At 66.5% G+C, this 15,761-nt stretch carries 15 protein-coding genes and 1 other RNA gene; 10 read left to right on the forward strand and 6 right to left on the reverse strand.

Annotated elements, in window-relative coordinates; genetic code table 11:
• Nucleotide 1 precedes the first annotated feature (1 nt).
• Together AUL30_RS10160 and AUL30_RS10165 are read right to left on the reverse strand one after the other, a co-directional pair.
• A complete protein-coding gene (locus AUL30_RS10160) occupies nucleotides 2-757 on the reverse strand; it encodes a ParA family protein (RefSeq protein WP_062227779.1) in 756 nt (251 codons plus the stop codon).
• Nucleotides 754-2,175 (reverse strand): CHAD domain-containing protein, encoded by a 1,422-nt coding sequence (locus AUL30_RS10165; RefSeq protein ID WP_192843049.1) that lies wholly within the window; start codon nucleotides 2,173-2,175, stop codon nucleotides 754-756. The genes AUL30_RS10160 and AUL30_RS10165 overlap by 4 nt, the downstream gene beginning before the upstream one ends.
• Before the next feature lie 701 nt (nucleotides 2,176-2,876).
• Between AUL30_RS10165 and AUL30_RS10170 the strand changes: the two genes are divergently transcribed.
• The gene (locus tag AUL30_RS10170) at nucleotides 2,877-4,097 is read left to right on the forward strand and encodes a type III PLP-dependent enzyme domain-containing protein (protein WP_062227881.1); all 1,221 of its coding nucleotides are present in this window, start codon (nucleotides 2,877-2,879) and stop codon (nucleotides 4,095-4,097) included.
• A gap of 14 nt (nucleotides 4,098-4,111) precedes the next feature.
• Here AUL30_RS10170 and AUL30_RS10175 read toward each other — a convergent pair whose 3' ends face one another.
• The 3 genes from AUL30_RS10175 to AUL30_RS10185 form a co-directional block, all read right to left on the reverse strand.
• Nucleotides 4,112-4,525 (reverse strand): DUF4112 domain-containing protein, encoded by a 414-nt coding sequence (locus AUL30_RS10175; RefSeq protein WP_244490787.1) that lies wholly within the window; start codon nucleotides 4,523-4,525, stop codon nucleotides 4,112-4,114.
• A gap of 106 nt (nucleotides 4,526-4,631) precedes the next feature.
• Nucleotides 4,632-5,828 (reverse strand): lytic murein transglycosylase, encoded by a 1,197-nt coding sequence (locus AUL30_RS10180; protein WP_062227781.1) that lies wholly within the window; start codon nucleotides 5,826-5,828, stop codon nucleotides 4,632-4,634.
• A gap of 93 nt (nucleotides 5,829-5,921) precedes the next feature.
• Nucleotides 5,922-6,638: a glycoside hydrolase family 25 protein gene (locus tag AUL30_RS10185; RefSeq protein ID WP_407638276.1), complete on the reverse strand. Its 717-nt coding sequence runs from the start codon at nucleotides 6,636-6,638 to the stop codon at nucleotides 5,922-5,924.
• 269 nt (nucleotides 6,639-6,907) lie between these two features.
• Here AUL30_RS10185 and AUL30_RS10190 point away from each other — a divergent pair, with 269 nt between their 5' ends.
• Nucleotides 6,908-8,290 carry an MFS transporter gene (locus tag AUL30_RS10190; RefSeq protein ID WP_062227783.1) on the forward strand — a complete coding sequence of 461 codons (1,383 nt, stop codon included), beginning with the start codon at nucleotides 6,908-6,910 and terminating at the stop codon, nucleotides 8,288-8,290.
• 9 nt (nucleotides 8,291-8,299) lie between these two features.
• Here the strand turns inward: AUL30_RS10190 and AUL30_RS10195 are convergent, their stop codons facing one another.
• Nucleotides 8,300-8,839, reverse strand: coding sequence for an AAA family ATPase (locus AUL30_RS10195; RefSeq protein WP_062227784.1), 540 nt, complete (start codon nucleotides 8,837-8,839; stop codon nucleotides 8,300-8,302).
• Nucleotides 8,840-9,055: 216 nt separating this feature from the next.
• On the opposite strand from AUL30_RS10195, the gene AUL30_RS10200 reads away from it, so the two are divergent.
• The 8 genes from AUL30_RS10200 (at nucleotide 9,056) to AUL30_RS10235 (ending at nucleotide 15,673) form a co-directional block, all read left to right on the forward strand.
• Nucleotides 9,056-9,766 carry a TerB family tellurite resistance protein gene (locus tag AUL30_RS10200; protein WP_407638277.1) on the forward strand — a complete coding sequence of 237 codons (711 nt, stop codon included), beginning with the start codon at nucleotides 9,056-9,058 and terminating at the stop codon, nucleotides 9,764-9,766.
• The gene (locus tag AUL30_RS10205; RefSeq protein ID WP_244490788.1) at nucleotides 9,733-10,524 is read left to right on the forward strand and encodes an N-acetylmuramoyl-L-alanine amidase; all 792 of its coding nucleotides are present in this window, start codon (nucleotides 9,733-9,735) and stop codon (nucleotides 10,522-10,524) included. Before AUL30_RS10200 ends, AUL30_RS10205 begins: the two co-directional genes overlap by 34 nt.
• Before the next feature lie 191 nt (nucleotides 10,525-10,715).
• On the forward strand, nucleotides 10,716-11,234 hold the full coding sequence (locus AUL30_RS10210) for a lytic transglycosylase domain-containing protein (protein WP_062227786.1): 519 nt from the start codon (nucleotides 10,716-10,718) through the stop codon (nucleotides 11,232-11,234).
• A 68-nt stretch (nucleotides 11,235-11,302) separates the two neighbouring features.
• Nucleotides 11,303-11,696, forward strand: an RNA gene (rnpB, locus tag AUL30_RS10215) — RNase P RNA component class A.
• Nucleotides 11,697-12,160: 464 nt separating this feature from the next.
• On the forward strand, nucleotides 12,161-12,601 hold the full coding sequence (mraZ, locus tag AUL30_RS10220) for a division/cell wall cluster transcriptional repressor MraZ (protein WP_062227787.1): 441 nt from the start codon (nucleotides 12,161-12,163) through the stop codon (nucleotides 12,599-12,601).
• The gene (rsmH, locus tag AUL30_RS10225; RefSeq protein ID WP_062227788.1) at nucleotides 12,598-13,590 is read left to right on the forward strand and encodes a 16S rRNA (cytosine(1402)-N(4))-methyltransferase RsmH; all 993 of its coding nucleotides are present in this window, start codon (nucleotides 12,598-12,600) and stop codon (nucleotides 13,588-13,590) included. The genes mraZ and rsmH overlap by 4 nt, the downstream gene beginning before the upstream one ends.
• Nucleotides 13,590-13,946, forward strand: a complete 357-nt coding sequence (gene ftsL / locus AUL30_RS10230) for a cell division protein FtsL (RefSeq protein ID WP_062227789.1) — start codon at nucleotides 13,590-13,592, stop codon at nucleotides 13,944-13,946. The genes rsmH and ftsL overlap by 1 nt, the downstream gene beginning before the upstream one ends.
• Nucleotides 13,943-15,673, forward strand: a complete 1,731-nt coding sequence (locus AUL30_RS10235; protein WP_062227790.1) for a peptidoglycan D,D-transpeptidase FtsI family protein — start codon at nucleotides 13,943-13,945, stop codon at nucleotides 15,671-15,673. The genes ftsL and AUL30_RS10235 overlap by 4 nt, the downstream gene beginning before the upstream one ends.
• Nucleotides 15,674-15,761: the final 88 nt, after the last annotated feature.

The raw sequence follows: 15,761 nt of genomic DNA on the forward strand, positions 1-15,761 counted from the left end.
ATTACCCCCCGGCATCGATGCGCTGCATCAATTCGGCATGCAGCGCGCGATAGGCGCGCGCCGAGGCGCTGTTCGGCGCAGTCGCCAGAACCGGGGCCCGATGGACGCCCATCCGCTCGACATCCGAGGCGAAGGGGATCACCGTCTCCAGGATGCGCTCGGGATAGCTGCGGCGCAGCGCCTCCATCGTCTCGTTGTGCAGGCTCTTGACGCTCTGTGCCATGGAGAAGAAGCCGTGCAGCGTCTTGAGCGGCAGATCGCTGTCCTTGAACAGGTCGACCAGCTGCTCGAAGGTGCGCTCGGACAGCGTCGTCGGGATGATCGGCACCAGAACCGCATCCGATGCGGCAAAGACGTTTTGTGACAGGAGCGAGATGTTGGGCGGGCAGTCGAGCAGGATGACGTCATAATCGCTGCCGGCCGCCTTCAGTGTCTTCTTCAGCCGCGAGCGGCTGTTGCCGACACCCGCCAGAAACGTATCGAAATCCTTGAAGCTCGTATTGGACGGCAGGACGTCGAGCCCGGGATAGTCGCTTTCCCGGATGGCTTTCGCGAACTTCTCTTCCTTCTTGAAGAAGCTTTCTTCCGTGAGCTTTCCGGACGGCTTGATGCGAAAATAAAAGCTGGAGGCCCCCTGCGGGTCGAGATCGCACAGGAGGACACGCTGGCCCGCCGCGGCAACGGCATAGGCCAGGTTGACCGATACGGCCGTCTTGCCGACGCCGCCCTTGTTGGAATAGCAGGCGATGATCGTCATGGGTGTGGCGAACCTTCCGGAAAGAGGCGGCGGATGCGTCGGGCGACGTCCGCATGGTCGAATGCCGCCAGGGCATCGGTCAATGCCCTGCGCTCGGTTGCTTGCCGGATGGCAAGCGCGGCATGCAGCGCGCCGGCGGCGGCGGCCATCTCCACCGCACCCTCCATGCGCGCAGGATCGATGGCTTGCGTGAAGGCGGACAGGTCCTCGGCCTGGACGGATGCGTCGTTGAAGCGGCCCAGAATATCCTGCAACTGCTTGAGCGGTCGCAGAAGACCCGCAAGCTCCTGCCGGTCACAGAGCGGTGCGAAGAATTCCAGAAGGTAGCGCAGCTTCTTGCCTTCGATCCGCAGGGCATGCACCGCCACATCGGGCGTCTGCGGCTCGATGGCGCGGGCAAGGCGGGCAAACCGCTTTCGCCGCTTGTCGATCAGCCTGGTGGCAAGCAGGCCGATGGGGTCGCCCCCGTTCGGGCCCGGCCGCAACCCGTCTTGCGGGGCGAAGAGCCGTTCCAGGACGCGCATTTCGCGACGATAGGTGGCTGTGCGCAAATGCTCGGCCAGTTCGGCCTGGGCATCTGCGCGCCGGGCGGCGATCAACTCCTCCATGGCATCGAGGCCACGATGGAGGGCAGGCGGCACCATGGCCCGAAAGCGGGCCGCATCGATCAGGCGCACATCCAGATCCCGGAGCGGACCGGTCGGCCGCATCAGTGCTGCAAAGCGAAGCTTGAGGGCCGCCGCCCTTTGCGGTGCGATGACACCGGAGAACAACCCGGCAATGGAGCGCATGCGGCGCAGCGCAACGCGGTAGTCGTGCAGAAACTCCGTATCGACGTCGGCGATGATGCCGGCCTCGTTCTGGCGCAGGGTGGCGATCTGCGCCGCGATGAGCCGGCGCGCCACCGACAGCGCAGGTTCGTCCGCCGCGAACTCTACCGGTGTATCGGCCGGCAGGATCGGAGCCTTGGGAAACAGCCTTGCGACGAGCGCGCCGGCATCGAGCGGCGCGGCTCCCAGCGCCACGATCCCTTCTTCGATCCGCCGGGCCGTCCTGTCATAGCCCCGCAGCGGACGAAGCTGTACGACGAGCGCCCTGCCGCCGCCATCCGCCGTCAGGCACCACGCAGACAGGCGGGCATGGGTCTTGCGATCATCATCCACGAAGCGGAGCGTCTGGTGGCTGACCATGCCGCCGCCGATCGGAAGGAGGCGCCTGAGGGACGAGACATTCCCCGCCGCCCGGCGCAGAGTACTGTCCAACGCGTCCGGAAAATCGGGGGTATGAGCGTTCGGCGCGCAGCTTACGATGCCGGTCGCGTCAAAGCATTCGATGCGCCCGTCACGCCATAGCAGCAGCCGGTCGCCCTGGGTGATCTCGCCATCGGCATTGTCGATCAGATGGAACGGCGCCGTCATGTCGTCGCCGTCGGGCAAGACACGGAGCCCGCCGGTCGCGATCCTGCGCAGGGCGCGCATTCTGGTCGAAGGCAGGATGAACAATCGGCCGGGGGCAGGGGAGGCGCTCATGCGGAAGTGTCTGAACCCGTGATGGCATGCCGCCGTAAACAGGACGCCGCCTCGACCACTCCCGCACACCGCATCACGACAAGACCCACACCGCCGATCTAAGACGCTTAGTCCTACTTTCCATCTCAGGTTGTAGACAAGTGGATCGTAAAAAAGAACCGGAGTTCGAACAGAACTCCGGTTCCCTCAATGCATTCTTTAAGAGAGCGTCGGCAACAGCCGCGGGTTCGTCAGGAGATGACGCCCGTGACCAACGCACCGATAAAAACGAAGGCGGCGCCAATCATAAGCACATTCAGCGATCGCGTGATTTCCATCGGATGTAACTCCCTTCTCACGGTATGTTACGATCTTAATGATCCTTAAAGGCGCGTAAAGGCGATTTCGTTGCGGCGGGGCGGGAGGCCTGTGCGTAAATGTCGCAAAACCCTCAATTCAAACGATAAAACCCGTCATATTTTTTACGGGGTCTGCGGTGTATCCGGCGCCTTTGGTGCGCTGCGGCAGGCTCTTGCGTGTGAGGCCGCGGGGTTTTCATGACGGCGGGAGCGCCTAGCTTTGGGCCCGACAGCGAGAATGCAGGAGTGGACGTGCAGACCTTTTCGACCGCGATTGAAGCCGCCCATGCCCTGCGCCCGGACGTTCCCGTCTACTGCTTTCGCCCGGAGGTGCTGACGGCCGACGCCAAGGCCTTCATCGACGCTTTCCCGGGCGAAACCGCCTATGCCGTGAAGACCAATGGCGAACCCATGGTTCTGGAAACTCTGGCGAAGGCGGGGGTCAGCCTGTTCGACGTCGCCTCCCCCGGGGAGTTCGCCGCCGTGCGCGCGGTCGCGCCGCAGGCCGGCATGCTCTACATGCACCCGATCAAGGCGCAGTCCGATATCCGCCTGGCGCTGGAAACTTACGGCATCCGCACGCTGTCGCTGGACCATGAGGACGAGGTCGCCAAGATCCTGCGGGTCGTGCGCGCGCTCGATATCGACCCCGGCACGGTGACGCTCTTCGTTCGGCTGCAAACCAAGGGACATGCGGCCTACGAATTGTCGCGCAAGTTCGGCGCGGCTCCGGCGCATGCGGTGGAACTGCTCCAGCGCTGCCACGGAATTGGGTTCAAGACCGGGCTCTGCTTCCATGTCGGCTCGCAGATCGAGGATCCGGAAACCTATGAGCGGGCGCTCGCCTCCGCCGACTGGGTGCGCAACCGCGCCGACGTGCCGCTGGCGGGGCTGGATGTCGGCGGCGGCTTCCCGGCCGAATACGGCTACGATCCCAAGCGCCGCAAGCCGGATATGCCAGGCTTTTCGGAGATCATGGAGCGCCTGCGGGGCGATCTTGCCGAGTGGGGCTTTGCGGACGTACCGCTGGTCGCCGAGCCTGGGCGGGTCATCGTGGCGCGCGCCTTCTCGCTGATCGTCCGGGTGCTCCTGCGCAAGGGGCGGCGCCTCTACATCAATGACGGCATCTGGGCGTCCCTGTCCGATTCATGGACGGGCAAGATCACCCTGCCGGCGCGGTTCATCCCCGATCCGGCGCGCAAGCGGCGCACCGGGGATCCCGACAAGATCGCCGCTTTCAAGGTGTGCGGGGCAACATGCGACAGCGTCGATATCCTGTCACGGCCCTTCTGGCTGCCCGAAACGGTGGATACGGGCGACTGGATCGAGATCGGCCATATTGGGGCCTATTCCCTGTCGCTCCGCACGCGCTTCAACGGCTTCTACCCGGACACTTTCGTCCATGTGACGACGCCCTTCCACGAGGGCGGCGGAGCGGACGGCTATGCCAGCCTGGAAACAATGGCGGACTGACCGGTCGCCAGGCGCTAGCGCAGATCGGCCAGATCGGGATCCAGGGCGAAGTGGTCCAGGATCACGCGCAGATTGCGGCGATGCGCCTTGTAGTAAATGTCGAAGGCATCGCCCACCACAGGCACGGCGCCGAAGACGGTGTCGACGCCGAGATGATAGAGCATGGTGCCGAGCTTGGAGGCGGGCAGGCCCAGTCGACGCGCCTCGTTCACGATAACAAGGCCGATCAGCGCGCCGCCGGCATCCCCGACCAGGGGGACCATGCCCATGACCGAGTCGGCGCCGAAGCGGATGCGGGTGCCCGGAATGCGGATGGCCGTATCCATGATCCGCGCCACCAGCGCCAGGCGCCGGATGCGGCGCAGCTTTTCCGCGCGGCTGAGGACCTTGCCGGATGTCATGCCGAGTGTGAATTCCGCCGTCGCCATCTGCCATCGCCTCCACGCCGCGCAAAACGCGCGTCGACAATGATCTGGTGACGGTGCCCGGGCCGCAAAAGCGGCCCGGCTATGACAATGTGTCGCGGGCGCGGGGTCAGAGCGCGGTCAAAAGTTGCGCCGTTGGCCAGCCGTCGGCCGGCAGGCCGAGCCGCAGTTGCTCGGAACGCACGGCTGCACGGGTGTTGGCGCCGAGAATGCCGTCCACCTTGCCGACATCGTATCCGCGCTGGACCAGCCGCTGCTGCAGCTGCTTCATCTGCTCCCCGTCCAGGCCCGGCTGCGGATTGCCCGGATGAACCGCCGGCGCGCCGGCCAGGCGCGTGGCGAAGTAGCCGGATGTCAGCGCATAGACGAGGGAGTTGTTCCAGGACAGGTAGACGTCGAAATTGGGGAAGGCCAGGAAGGCCGGTCCGCCGCGACCTTGCGGCAGGACGATGGATGCCGGCATCTGGTCACGCTCCAGCGGGCTGCCATCCGCCTTGGTCACGCCGAGCGCAGCGAACTGGGCGCGCGGCTCCTTGGCGACGAGCGCGGCACGATCATAGGGGAAGTTGTCCGGCAGGCGGATTTCCTCGAGCCAGGGCTCGCCGCGGCGCCAGCCCATGGACTGGATGAACTTGCCCGTCGTCATGAGCACGTCCGGCACGTCCCGCAACAGATCGATCCGGCCGTTGCCGTCGGCATCGGTCCCATAGGCGAGGTAGTCTTCCGGCAGGAGCTGCGTCTGGCCGAGTTCCCCCGCCCAGGCGCCCCGCATTTCTTCCGGTGTCAGGTAGCCGCGATCCACCAGCTCGATGGCGCCCATCAGATGGGGGCGGAACAGTTCCGGCCGGCGGCAGTCATGGGCGAGCGTCGCCAGTGCGTTCAGCGTATCGAAATCGCCCAGGACGGCGCCATAGTCGGTCTCCAGCCCCCAGAAGCTGGTGATGACGGCGGCCGGAACACCGGTCTGCGCCTCGACCTGGCGGAAGATGGATGCGTATTTCTGCATCCGCTGCTGGCCGCTGGCGAGCCGGTTCTTGTTGACCATGCGCCCCTGGAACTGCATCCAGGCCTGCTGGAAGACGCCTTGGGCGCGGTCACGCTGAAGCACCTTCGGATCCTGCCGCACGCCGGCAAGCGCCCTGTCGATGCCCTGCTGGCTGATGCCGCGGGACTGGGCTTCGGCCCGAACGCCGTTCAGGAAGGCGTTGAAATCGCCCCCGCAGGCCGTGGCCTGCGCCATGGCGGCCGTCGAGCCGCCGAGAAGGAGTGCCAGGCCAAGCCCAAGGCGTCGTGCTGCCGTTATCATGTCGCGTACCGATCGAAAGCTGTGTTCCAGGGGCATGGGGTTACGCCAAGGAAAATGGCGGTTTGAAGGACAGGATGTCGCGGCGCTGAACTTTCAACGGCGTTTGTGGGATGCGAGCCACCGGCGCCATTCCTCGCGGCTGCCGGCAAAGGCGTTCCTGTCGACATTGCCGGAGATGCCGTCCACCGTGCCCGTCGCCGTATATTGCCAGAAGTGGAAATCGCGCCCCTCATAGACGTTGCGGGGATGATCGGCGACGGCGCGCAGCCAGAAATCATGCGTCGGGAAGGTGCCGACGAGCCGCTCGCGGTGAATGTCGATCGGCGCATAGATGATGGGGCGCATGCCGTAATGGCGCTCCAGCGCGTTCATGAAGGCCGACATTTCGCGCATCATCTCGGCCTGGTCGGGCCGCCGGGTGCAGGTGGGCGAATCGGGCGTCCACTCGACATCGAGCACCGGCGGCAGGGACAGCGCATCCTGCGGCACATTGGCGATGAACCAGCGGGCCTGCTCGATTCCGGGCCGGCACCAGTAGAAGAAGTGGTAGGCGCCGTGCGGTATGCCGGCATCGCGCGCGCCGCGCCAGTTTTCGTGGAAGCGGTCGTCGATCCGGTCCCCGCCCTCCGTCGCCTTGATATAGACGAACTCGACGCCGGCCCGGCGCGCGGCCTGCCAGTCGACGGTGCCTTGATACTTGGAAATGTCGATGCCGTGCACCGGGTAGTGGTCGGGCACGTCACCGCCGATGCGCGTCAACCCCAGCGAGACGGGGTCGAGCGTTGCCGTCCGGCAGCCGCTCAGGGCCATGAGCCCCGCCAGGACGGTGGCTGCGACCGCTGCGCCCGCCCGTTTGTTCCATGCTGCGCGCGCCCGCCGTGCCATCATCCACCTCTCACTCTCAACGCCGGACAGTCCTATCCTTTGCTTTCGCGAGCCTAGCGTCGGCCAGAAACGCGGGTTCACGCGCGTTTTCGCGCAGCATTGCATCTGTACGCCCATGGCCGGTCGGCGTTATGACGGGGTTGCGAAGCCGCCCGGCGTCGGCCGTCGGGGGTTCGGAAAAAGGGGGTGTCCGCATGCTCGCCGTCCTGAAGCACCCAACCTACCGACGCCTTTTTGCCGCGCAGGTCCTGTCGCTTCTCGGAACCGGGCTGACGACGGTGGCGCTCGGCCTCCTGGCCTTCGAGCTTGCGGGCGCAGAAGCTGGCGCCGTGCTCGGTACGGCACTGGCCATCAAGATGGTCGCCTATGTGGGCGTTTCGCAATTTGCCGGCGTCCTGACCGGCATCTTCCCGCGCCGGCCCTTTCTGGTGGGCCTCGATCTGATCCGCGCAGGCTTCGTGCTCGTCCTGCCTTTCGTCACGCAGGTCTGGCAGGTCTATGCCCTCGTCTTCGCGTCTCAGTCCATGTCGGCGCTCTTCACTCCGACCTTCCAGGGGACGATCCCGGACATATTGGAGGATGAGCGCAGCTACACGAGCGCCCTGTCGCTGTCGCGGCTCGCCTACGATCTGGAATCGCTCATCAGCCCGCTCCTCGCCGGATTGCTCCTGGCCGTCATCTCGTTCCACTGGCTGTTCGCGGGAACCGCTGTCGGCTTCCTTGGTTCCGCCATCCTGGTCGGCGGGGTGGCCCTGCCGGCAGCGCGCAGCGCGGCCGGCACCCGCTTCGTCGACCGGTTGACGCGCGGCGTGCGCATCTACATGGCAACGCCGCGCCTGCGGGGCTTGCTGGCCCTGTCCTTCGCGGCGGCGGCCGGCGGGTCCATGGTCATCGTCAACACGGTGGTTCAGGTTCGCGCCGGCCTTGGCGGCAGCAATGATGACGTCGCCCTTCTGTTCGCATGCTATGGGGCGGGCTCGATGCTCGTGGCAATGACCCTGCCGCGGGTTCTGGGCCGCGTGCCGGCGCGCTCTTTCATGATGGCCGGCGCGTTCGCCATGGCCGCGCTCCTGCCCTTCGGCGCCATGGGGCTGGGATGGACAGGCAGCGCCACGCTCTGGTTCGCCATGGGCATGGCATCTTCCGCGATCGGGGCCCCGGCCGGCCTGCCACTGCGCCGCTCCTGCGATGCGGACAGCCGTCCGGCGGTCTATGCCGCGCAATTCGCCCTGTCGCATGCCTGCTGGCTGGTCACGTATCCGCTGGCCGGCTGGCTCGGCGCCAAGGCCGGGCTCGGCGTCACCTTCATCACCCTCGGCGTTCTGGCGGGACTTGCCGCCTGCCTGGCGATGCGGCTGTGGCCGGCTGTCGATCCGGACGAGATCGAGCACGAGCACCACGCCTTCGAGCACGATACGCTGCACGTCCACGATGCCTTCCATGATCACGGGCACGAAGGCTGGGAAGGCCCGGAGCCCCACCGCCATCCGCACCGTCATGCGCCGGTCCGGCACCGCCATGCCTTCGTGATCGACGATCATCACCTGGCCTGGCCGATCCCGAACGGGCGGGCCTGACGCGGCCCGTCAGCCGAGTTCGGCCAGGACGATATCGGCTCGCGCCTCCACCGGCAGCCTCGGCAGGACGGTGACCCGGTAGCCGAAGCGCCGATAGGCCTGGTGCAGCCTTTCATACTCCGCCACGGCATCGGCATAGCCATGCCGGCGCGCATCGTCCCCGTGGTAAATTTCAGGCCAGGGCGGGGTCAGGAAGACACGGTTCCAGTAGCGTGGATGGGCGCCGAGGATGCGGCCTGCTTGCGTCCCGCAGGCGTGTTCCAGCGCCACGGCGGCATCGACCAGCCCCCGGTCGAAGAAGGTCCAGCCCGGCCCCGGCGCGGCCGTCCGCCGGTCCTGCGCAGCCAGTTCCAGGGCGCGCCGTGCAAAGGCGGCCATGTCGATCCAGGGCAGAGCAGTGCCGTCGCCGGCCAGTTCCTGCGCAACGATCCGGCGCCCGGGCTCCTCGACGGTGGCATGGCCGCGCCGGGCCAGAGCCTCCAGAAGAGTCGACTTGCCACCCCCCGAACAGCCGGACAGGACGACATGGCGCGGGGCCGTGCCCTTCATTGCATATCCTTTCGCGCCCGCACCGCGGCGCAGCTATCTGTTCGCGACGCGATGTTGCGGAACCATCGGCGGGCGGCGAACGCTGTCCAAGGGTTACGCGAGCGCACGGCACGGTGCCTTCCCATCTTGCACTGCGCAAGGCTATGATCGCGCCACGGCATCGACCGAACCCGAACAGACGAGCGGGCACCGCCCGAAGAATGTAATATGTCGATCATCTCCACACTCGGCACCCTGATGCGCGATATTGCGGCGCAGGGTCTGTCCGCCCTGGAAACGCTCTTCGAGCGGCTGCGCGCCCTGTATGACCGCGATGCGGAAACGCGGCGCAAAGTGGCCTTCTCCGTTGCCATGATCGCCCTGGCGGCCAAGATGGCCAAGGCCGATGGCGTCGTCAGCCAGAACGAGATTACCGCCTTCCGCAGGGTCTTCACCTTCCCGCCGGACGAGGAGCGGAACGTATTCCGCCTCTATGACCTGGCGCGCCAGGACACGGCCGGTTTCGAAGCCTATGCCAGCAAGCTGCGCGGCCTGTGCAGCCACTCCTGCGACGGCGATTGCGGCATGCTGACGGAAGTCCTGGACGGACTTTTCTTCATCGCTGCAGCGGACGGCTTCGTGCATGAGCGCGAGCTGACCTTCCTCCACCGCGTCGGCGAGATCTTCGGATTGAGCGAGGCGGAGTTCGAGCGCATCAAGGCGCGCCATGTCCATGGCGGGCAAGGGGGTGATTACGCGGTGCTCGGCGTCGCGCCGACCGACCCCATCCCGGTCATCCGGCGCCGCTACCTGGAACTCGTGCGGGAGAATCATCCCGACCGGCTCGCCGCGCGCGGCGTTCCCCAGGAGTTCATGTCCATCGCAGTGGAGCGCATGAAGGCCATCAACGTGGCGTGGGACAATATTTCAAGGGTGCAGGCGGCGTGACCTTCGACGCGGACAGTGCCGTCGTGGATGCCGTCGTTCCATCGCCCAATTTCGGGGAGCGGCGGGGTGCGGTCCGGCCGGACATGCTGATCCTGCATTATACCGGCATGCGGGAGGGGGACAGCCCGCTCGCCCGGCTGACCGATCCGGACAGCGGCGTGTCAGCGCATTACCTGGTGGAAGAAGACGGACGTATCCTACAGATGGTGCCCGAAGGGGCGCGCGCCTGGCACGCCGGCGAAAGCTACTGGCAGGGCGAGCGGGACATCAATTCCCGCTCCATCGGCATCGAAATCGTCAATCCCGGCCATCGGCACGGCTTGCGGCCTTACCCGCCCCGGCAGATCCAACGGCTGATCGAATTGTGCCGGGACTGTGTCGAACGCTGGGCGATCGCACCGCAAAACGTGCTGGCCCACTCCGATGTCGCGCCTTCCCGCAAAGAGGATCCCGGCGAACTCTTCCCCTGGGATCAACTCTCCCGGGCCGGTATCGGCACCGTCGTGGACGCCCCGCCCATGGGGGGCGGACGGTTCCTGACGATCGGCGATCGCGGCGCGCCCGTTACCGCCTGGCAGACCATGCTGGCCGGCTACGGCTTCGAGCTGGAAGCCACCGGAACCTTCGACGAAACAACGCGTCTGGCGACCATCGCGCTCCAGCGGCACCATCGGCAGACCCGGGTCGACGGGGTCGCCGATGCCAGCACGGTCGGCGTTCTGCACCGGCTGCTTTCGCTGCGGGCGGCAACACGTTGATCCGAAGGCGGTGCATGCCGGTTTGTTACGAACGTTAACAATCCGTGAAGCTGCCGACACATTGACGTTTCTTTTGCTTCGCACAAAGCGGCCACCGACGCCGCAGCGTTCCTTCCGCGGGTCGATCTTCACATCATGAACATGCCGGTGTTCCGCGCGTATCGGCGGCCGGTGCCATCGACAGGAATGAAATGACGCGACTGCCCGCTTTGGCCGGGGCCGTGATGCTTTCGCTCGGCCTCGTTTCCCTGACGCATGCCGATACGGCCTCCTCCACCTCCACAGCCAGCCTAGCCGAAACGGCGCCGGCCCCGACCCTTCAGACACCCTACGAGGACATGCCCTATGCCGAGCTCATCGCCGGCGAGGCGGAGCGCGCCGGCGTTCGGCTGGAACTGGCGCATGCCGTGATCTTCGTGGAAAGCAATTACCGCCCGGACGTGACCGGTTCGGCCGGGGAGATCGGGCTGATGCAGATCAAGCTCGCCACGGCGCGCGACATGGGCTTCACCGGCACGCGCAAGGAACTCTACGATCCGGCGACGAACCTGCGCTACGGGCTGAAATATCTGGCCGGTGCCAAGGAGCGGGGCGGCGGCACCTTGTGCGGCACGATCCTGAAATACAATGCCGGCCACTTCGCCAAGCGCTCCAACCCGACATCGCGGCAATATTGCCAGAAGGTGCGCGTGCGCATGGCGAGCTTCTGAGCATTCGCCATATTGGCGGCCGGCGCCGCGCTTGACTTTCGCCGTGGCGCCACGCAAGGGTCCGCCCGCCAGCCGGCCGGGCGGCCGCTCCCGCAATCGTCGAAAGGCGGCGGGGGAGGAAAGTCCGGGCTTCACGGAGAAACGGTGCCGGGTAACGCCCGGCGGGGGTAACCCCAGGGACAGTGCCACAGAAAGGAAACCGCCGGCTCAACCCTTCGGGGCGCCGGTAAGGGTGAAAGGGTGGGGTAAGAGCCCACCGCGCCGCTGGCAACAGGGGCGGCATGGTAAACCCCACCGGAAGCAAGACCGAATAGGAACGACAGGGGCGGCTCGCCGCCCGCCATCTCCGTGGTCGTCGTTCGGGTAGGTTGCTCGAGGCGTGGCGCAAGCCACGTCCCAGATGAATGGTCGCCGCACGGCTTGTCCGTCGCACAGAACCCGGCTTACAGGCCGGCTGGCATCTCGACCCAAATTTCCCGCCTTCAGCGCCACTGGAGCCGCCATGGGAATGGTTGGGCAAATGGTCCGGCCCACGGTCCAGCCCCTTGGATTGTTTCGACTTTTAACATTTGCGATTGGTCTGGCCACGACCGGGCAGTGCGCTGCTGCGCAACGCGCAGTATTTCCAATACTCGATTGTAATCGTTCTATTATATCAGGTTTTGACAGAGGGGTCGGCGGCCGATGGAGGGCATCGGTGGGGGCATTTCCCATTGACGCCCACGTGATCCCATGGTAAACCAAATGACAATTCGGGGTGCCCGTTCAGACGGGCGGAAATTCAATTGCTTGTCAGGTTTGCAGCCGCGCTTCGCGCGGTGGGATCGGCTCGTTCCTACGGGCGGGTGACGGCTGCGGCTTGCCTGGCGCCATCGGGGTGGGGCCGAATGGTATGCGACCGGTCGAAAGGGCAAGTGTGACGCTTGATGGACCGGTTCCTGTCCAACGCCGTCAACCGCATCGACTCGAAGGGGCGCGTGTCCGTTCCGGCGAACTTCCGCCAGGTCCTGGCTGCAAAAGGCTTTTCCGAACTCTATGCGCTGCAGTCGATCAACCATCCGGCGATCGACGTGGGCGGAATGGACCTCCTCGAGCGCTACGAGGCGCGGATGGCGCAGGAGGATCCCTTCGGGGAAACCTTCGCCGACATGTCGCTCTTCACCTATGGCGATGGCGCCTTCCTGAAATTCGACGCCGAGGGGCGCATAGCCGTGACGGACTTCATCCGGTCGCATACGGGGATCGACGACAAGGTCGTCTTCGTGGGGCGCAACGATTTCTTCCAGCTTTGGGAACCCTCCCGGTTCGAGGCGCACCGTGCCGAAGCGCGTCAGCGCCTTCAGTCCATGCGGGGTGCGGCGCGATGAGTGACGAACGGCATCTTCCGGTTCTGTTGTCCGAGGTGATGGCGGCCATGGCCCCCGCGCCCGGAGAGGTGATCCTGGACGGGACGTTCGGTGCCGGCGGCTACAGCCGCGCCCTGTTGGGTGCGGGTGCCCGGGTGATCGGCATGGACCGCGATCCGACCGCCATTGCCGCAGCAGAGGCCATGGTCCGCGATTCTGCGGGGGCGCTGCGCCTTGTGGGCGACCGCTTTTCCACCATGGCCGACCATGTGGACGGCAGGATCGACGGGGTCGTCCTCGATATCGGCGTGTCCTCCATGCAGATCGACACGCCCGAGCGCGGCTTTTCCTTCCAGAAGAACGGCCCCCTGGACATGCGGATGGGGTCCGACGGGCCGACGGCCGCCGACGTCGTCAACCGGTTGAAGGTCGGCGATCTCGCACGGGTCCTGTCCTTTCTGGGCGAGGAGCGGCAGGCCGGGCGCATCGCGCGGGCCATCGATGCGCGGCGGGCGACGCACCCGTTCGAAACCACGTCCGACCTGGCGGAACTGGTCGGCCGCGTGCTGGGCCGCCGGCCACAGGACCGGATCGACCCCGCCACCCGGACCTTCCAGGCGCTGCGCATCTACGTGAACGACGAGCTGGGGGAGCTCATGCGTGCGCTGGTGGCGGCAGAGGCCATTTTGAAGCCCGGTGGCCGGCTCGTGGTCGTCACCTTCCACTCGCTCGAGGATCGGATCGTGAAGCGCTTCCTGCGTGATCGGTCCCAGGCAGCGTCGCAATCCCGGCATTTACCGGATCTTAGCCATGAAGAGGCGACATTCGCCACGCGCAACAAGGCCGAGGGCGGCTCGGCAGAGGAAATCGCAGCCAATCCACGGGCGCGTTCGGCCAAGCTGCGCGCGGCAGTGCGTACGACGGCCCCCGCGCCGACCGGTCCGCAGGCCTTTCGCTTCTTCGATCTTCCCGCCCTGGCGGAACTGCCGCAATCCGGAGCCCGACGCTGATGCACAAGACACTGGACATCATTCTCGTCGTCATCATGCTCGCGGCCGCGACATGGACCTTCGGCGTCAAGCACGAGGCGGAATCGATCGAGGAGCGCCTGCGCGTCGTCGAGCGCGATATCGCCATGGAGCGGGATACGATCTCGCTGCTGGAAGCCGACTGGAGCCTGTTGAACCAGCCCTATCGTCTGCAGCGTCTGGCCGACACTTTCGCTGAAGAGCTGCAGCTCAAGCCGATCGTTCCCCGCCAGATCGTCACGCCCGCGGATCTGCCGTCCGAGCCGGTCCCGGTTGTGCCGGAAGAGCCGCTCGCCACCGGCAACCTTGCCGCCAATGCGGCGGGCGTGTTGAGATGAGCGGCACCCCGCACCATCCCCTGCCAGAGAAGGAAGGCTCCCGCCTGCGCCGCGGCGCCCGGCGCGTCGCAAGACTCCGCCGCCATCCGGCGGGCGAGGCGCCGCCAAGCAACAAGCCGCGCTTCGCCATCGCCATGCTGGCCTTTTGCGGCGTCTATGCCGTGATCGGCGGCCGCCTCGTCACCTGGGGTGCGGTGGAGGGGGCAGAGCCTTCTGCGGCGCGCCCGGCGCAGGAAGCGGCCGCGCCGCGGCCGACGCTTCTGGATCGGAACGGGCGGCTTCTGGCCACCGACATCCGCACCGCATCGCTCTATGCGCAGCCGGCCCGGATCGGCGATCCGGCCCGCGCGGCGGAGCTCATCGCCAGCGTCCTGCCGGAAGTCGATCCGGCGAGGCTTGCGGCGCAATTGTCGAAGGGCGGGGACCTCATCTGGCTGAAGCGCAACGTGGCGCCGGCGCAGATGCAGGCCATCCTGGCACTGAACGTCGAGGGTGTCGGGGTGGATACCGACCGCAGCCGCTACTATCCGGGCGGCAGCACCGCGGCGCATGTGGTCGGCCATGTGGACGATACCAATCGCGGCATGGCGGGCATGGAGCAATATGTCGATGCCGCCATCGGCCATGCGCAGGCCGTTGGCCGCAGCGCGCCGCAGGATATCCGCCTGTCGCTGGACCTTCGGGTCCAGCACGCGCTGCGGGACGAACTCGCCGGTGCCATGCGGCGCTACGAGGCGGCGGCAGCCGGCGGCATCGTGCTCGATGCGACGACGGGCGAAGTCGTCGCCATGGCGTCGCTGCCGGACTACGATCCCAACCATCCGGTCCAGGCGCGGCAGCCCGATCGGTACAATCGCATGACGGCAGAGGCCACGGAGCTGGGCACCACGGCCACCACCTTCACCACGGCCATGGCGCTCGACAGCGGCAAGGTGGACCTGTCCGACGCCTTCGATGCGCAGGGGCCGGTCAGCCTCGGCAACATGATGCTCACCGCAAGCCATGGCGCAAGTGCGGTCCGCAGCCGGGCCATGACGGTGCCCGAAATCTTCGTCTATTCTTCCGCGGCCGGTGCGGCGCAGGAGGCCAAGGCCGTTGGGCCGGCCGGGCATGGCGCCTTCCTGGCCAAGCTCGGCCTGACGACGCAGCTGCGCACCGAACTGCCCGAACTCGCCGCGCCGCGGGCGCCGTCGCAGTGGACGGAACTGTCCTCGCTCACGGCCTCGATCGGGCGGGGCATTGCGACCACACCGTTGCAGACGGCCGCCGCCGCTGCCGCCCTGTTGAATGGCGGCTACCTGGTAACGCCGACTTTCCTGCCGCGCTCCGAACGCACGGCAGAGGTGCTGAAGCGCCGCGTGGTCAGCGCGGAAACCTCGGCGCGCATGCGCTACCTCTTTGCGACCAACGCCGCCCATGGCTCGGGCAAGGCTTCGCTGGTCGAGGGGCTCGACGTCGGCGGTCAGACGGGAACGCTGGCCGACGGTGCGTCCGCGACCGGCAAGGCGCAAAGCACCTCCTATCTGGCGGCCTTCCCCATGCACGATCCGCGCTACGTGGTGCTCGTCATGCTGGACGCGCCCAAGCCCGCAGCCGGAGAGGCGCATGCCACGGCGGCCTGGAACGCGGCCCCGACGGCCGGCGCCATCATCGCGCGGACAGCCGGCTTCCTGGGCGTCGAGCCGGAAACGCCGAAGGACAAAAAACAGCTTCTGGTGAGTTACTGAGTGTATGGTCCTGGCGAAATACGCGGCGCCGACCTTGCAGGATGGGTCGGCCCCGTGAAAAAGCAACCAGCGATGCCGACACGGACTA

It is taken from the genome of Aureimonas frigidaquae, assembly GCF_001463905.1.
Classification (GTDB): Bacteria; Pseudomonadota; Alphaproteobacteria; order Rhizobiales; family Rhizobiaceae; genus Aureimonas; species Aureimonas frigidaquae.

Bases quoted from the DNA above. Each gene is read 5' to 3' on its own strand.
- AUL30_RS10160 (WP_062227779.1), bottom strand. From the start codon at position 757: ATGACGATCATCGCCTGCTATTCCAACAAGGGCGGCGTCGGCAAGACG.
- AUL30_RS10165 (WP_192843049.1), bottom strand. From the start codon at position 2,175: ATGACGGCGCCGTTCCATCTGATCGACAATGCCGATGGCGAGATCACC.
- AUL30_RS10175 (WP_244490787.1), bottom strand. From the start codon at position 4,525: ATGGCGACGGCGGAATTCACACTCGGCATGACATCCGGCAAGGTCCTC.
- AUL30_RS10180 (WP_062227781.1), bottom strand. From the start codon at position 5,828: ATGATAACGGCAGCACGACGCCTTGGGCTTGGCCTGGCACTCCTTCTC.
- AUL30_RS10185 (WP_407638276.1), bottom strand. From the start codon at position 6,638: ATGGCCCTGAGCGGCTGCCGGACGGCAACGCTCGACCCCGTCTCGCTG.
- AUL30_RS10190 (WP_062227783.1), top strand. From the start codon at position 6,908: ATGCTCGCCGTCCTGAAGCACCCAACCTACCGACGCCTTTTTGCCGCG.
- AUL30_RS10195 (WP_062227784.1), bottom strand. From the start codon at position 8,839: ATGAAGGGCACGGCCCCGCGCCATGTCGTCCTGTCCGGCTGTTCGGGG.
- AUL30_RS10210 (WP_062227786.1), top strand. From the start codon at position 10,716: ATGACGCGACTGCCCGCTTTGGCCGGGGCCGTGATGCTTTCGCTCGGC.
- mraZ (WP_062227787.1), top strand. From the start codon at position 12,161: ATGGACCGGTTCCTGTCCAACGCCGTCAACCGCATCGACTCGAAGGGG.
- rsmH (WP_062227788.1), top strand. From the start codon at position 12,598: ATGAGTGACGAACGGCATCTTCCGGTTCTGTTGTCCGAGGTGATGGCG.
- ftsL (WP_062227789.1), top strand. From the start codon at position 13,590: ATGCACAAGACACTGGACATCATTCTCGTCGTCATCATGCTCGCGGCC.
- AUL30_RS10235 (WP_062227790.1), top strand. From the start codon at position 13,943: ATGAGCGGCACCCCGCACCATCCCCTGCCAGAGAAGGAAGGCTCCCGC.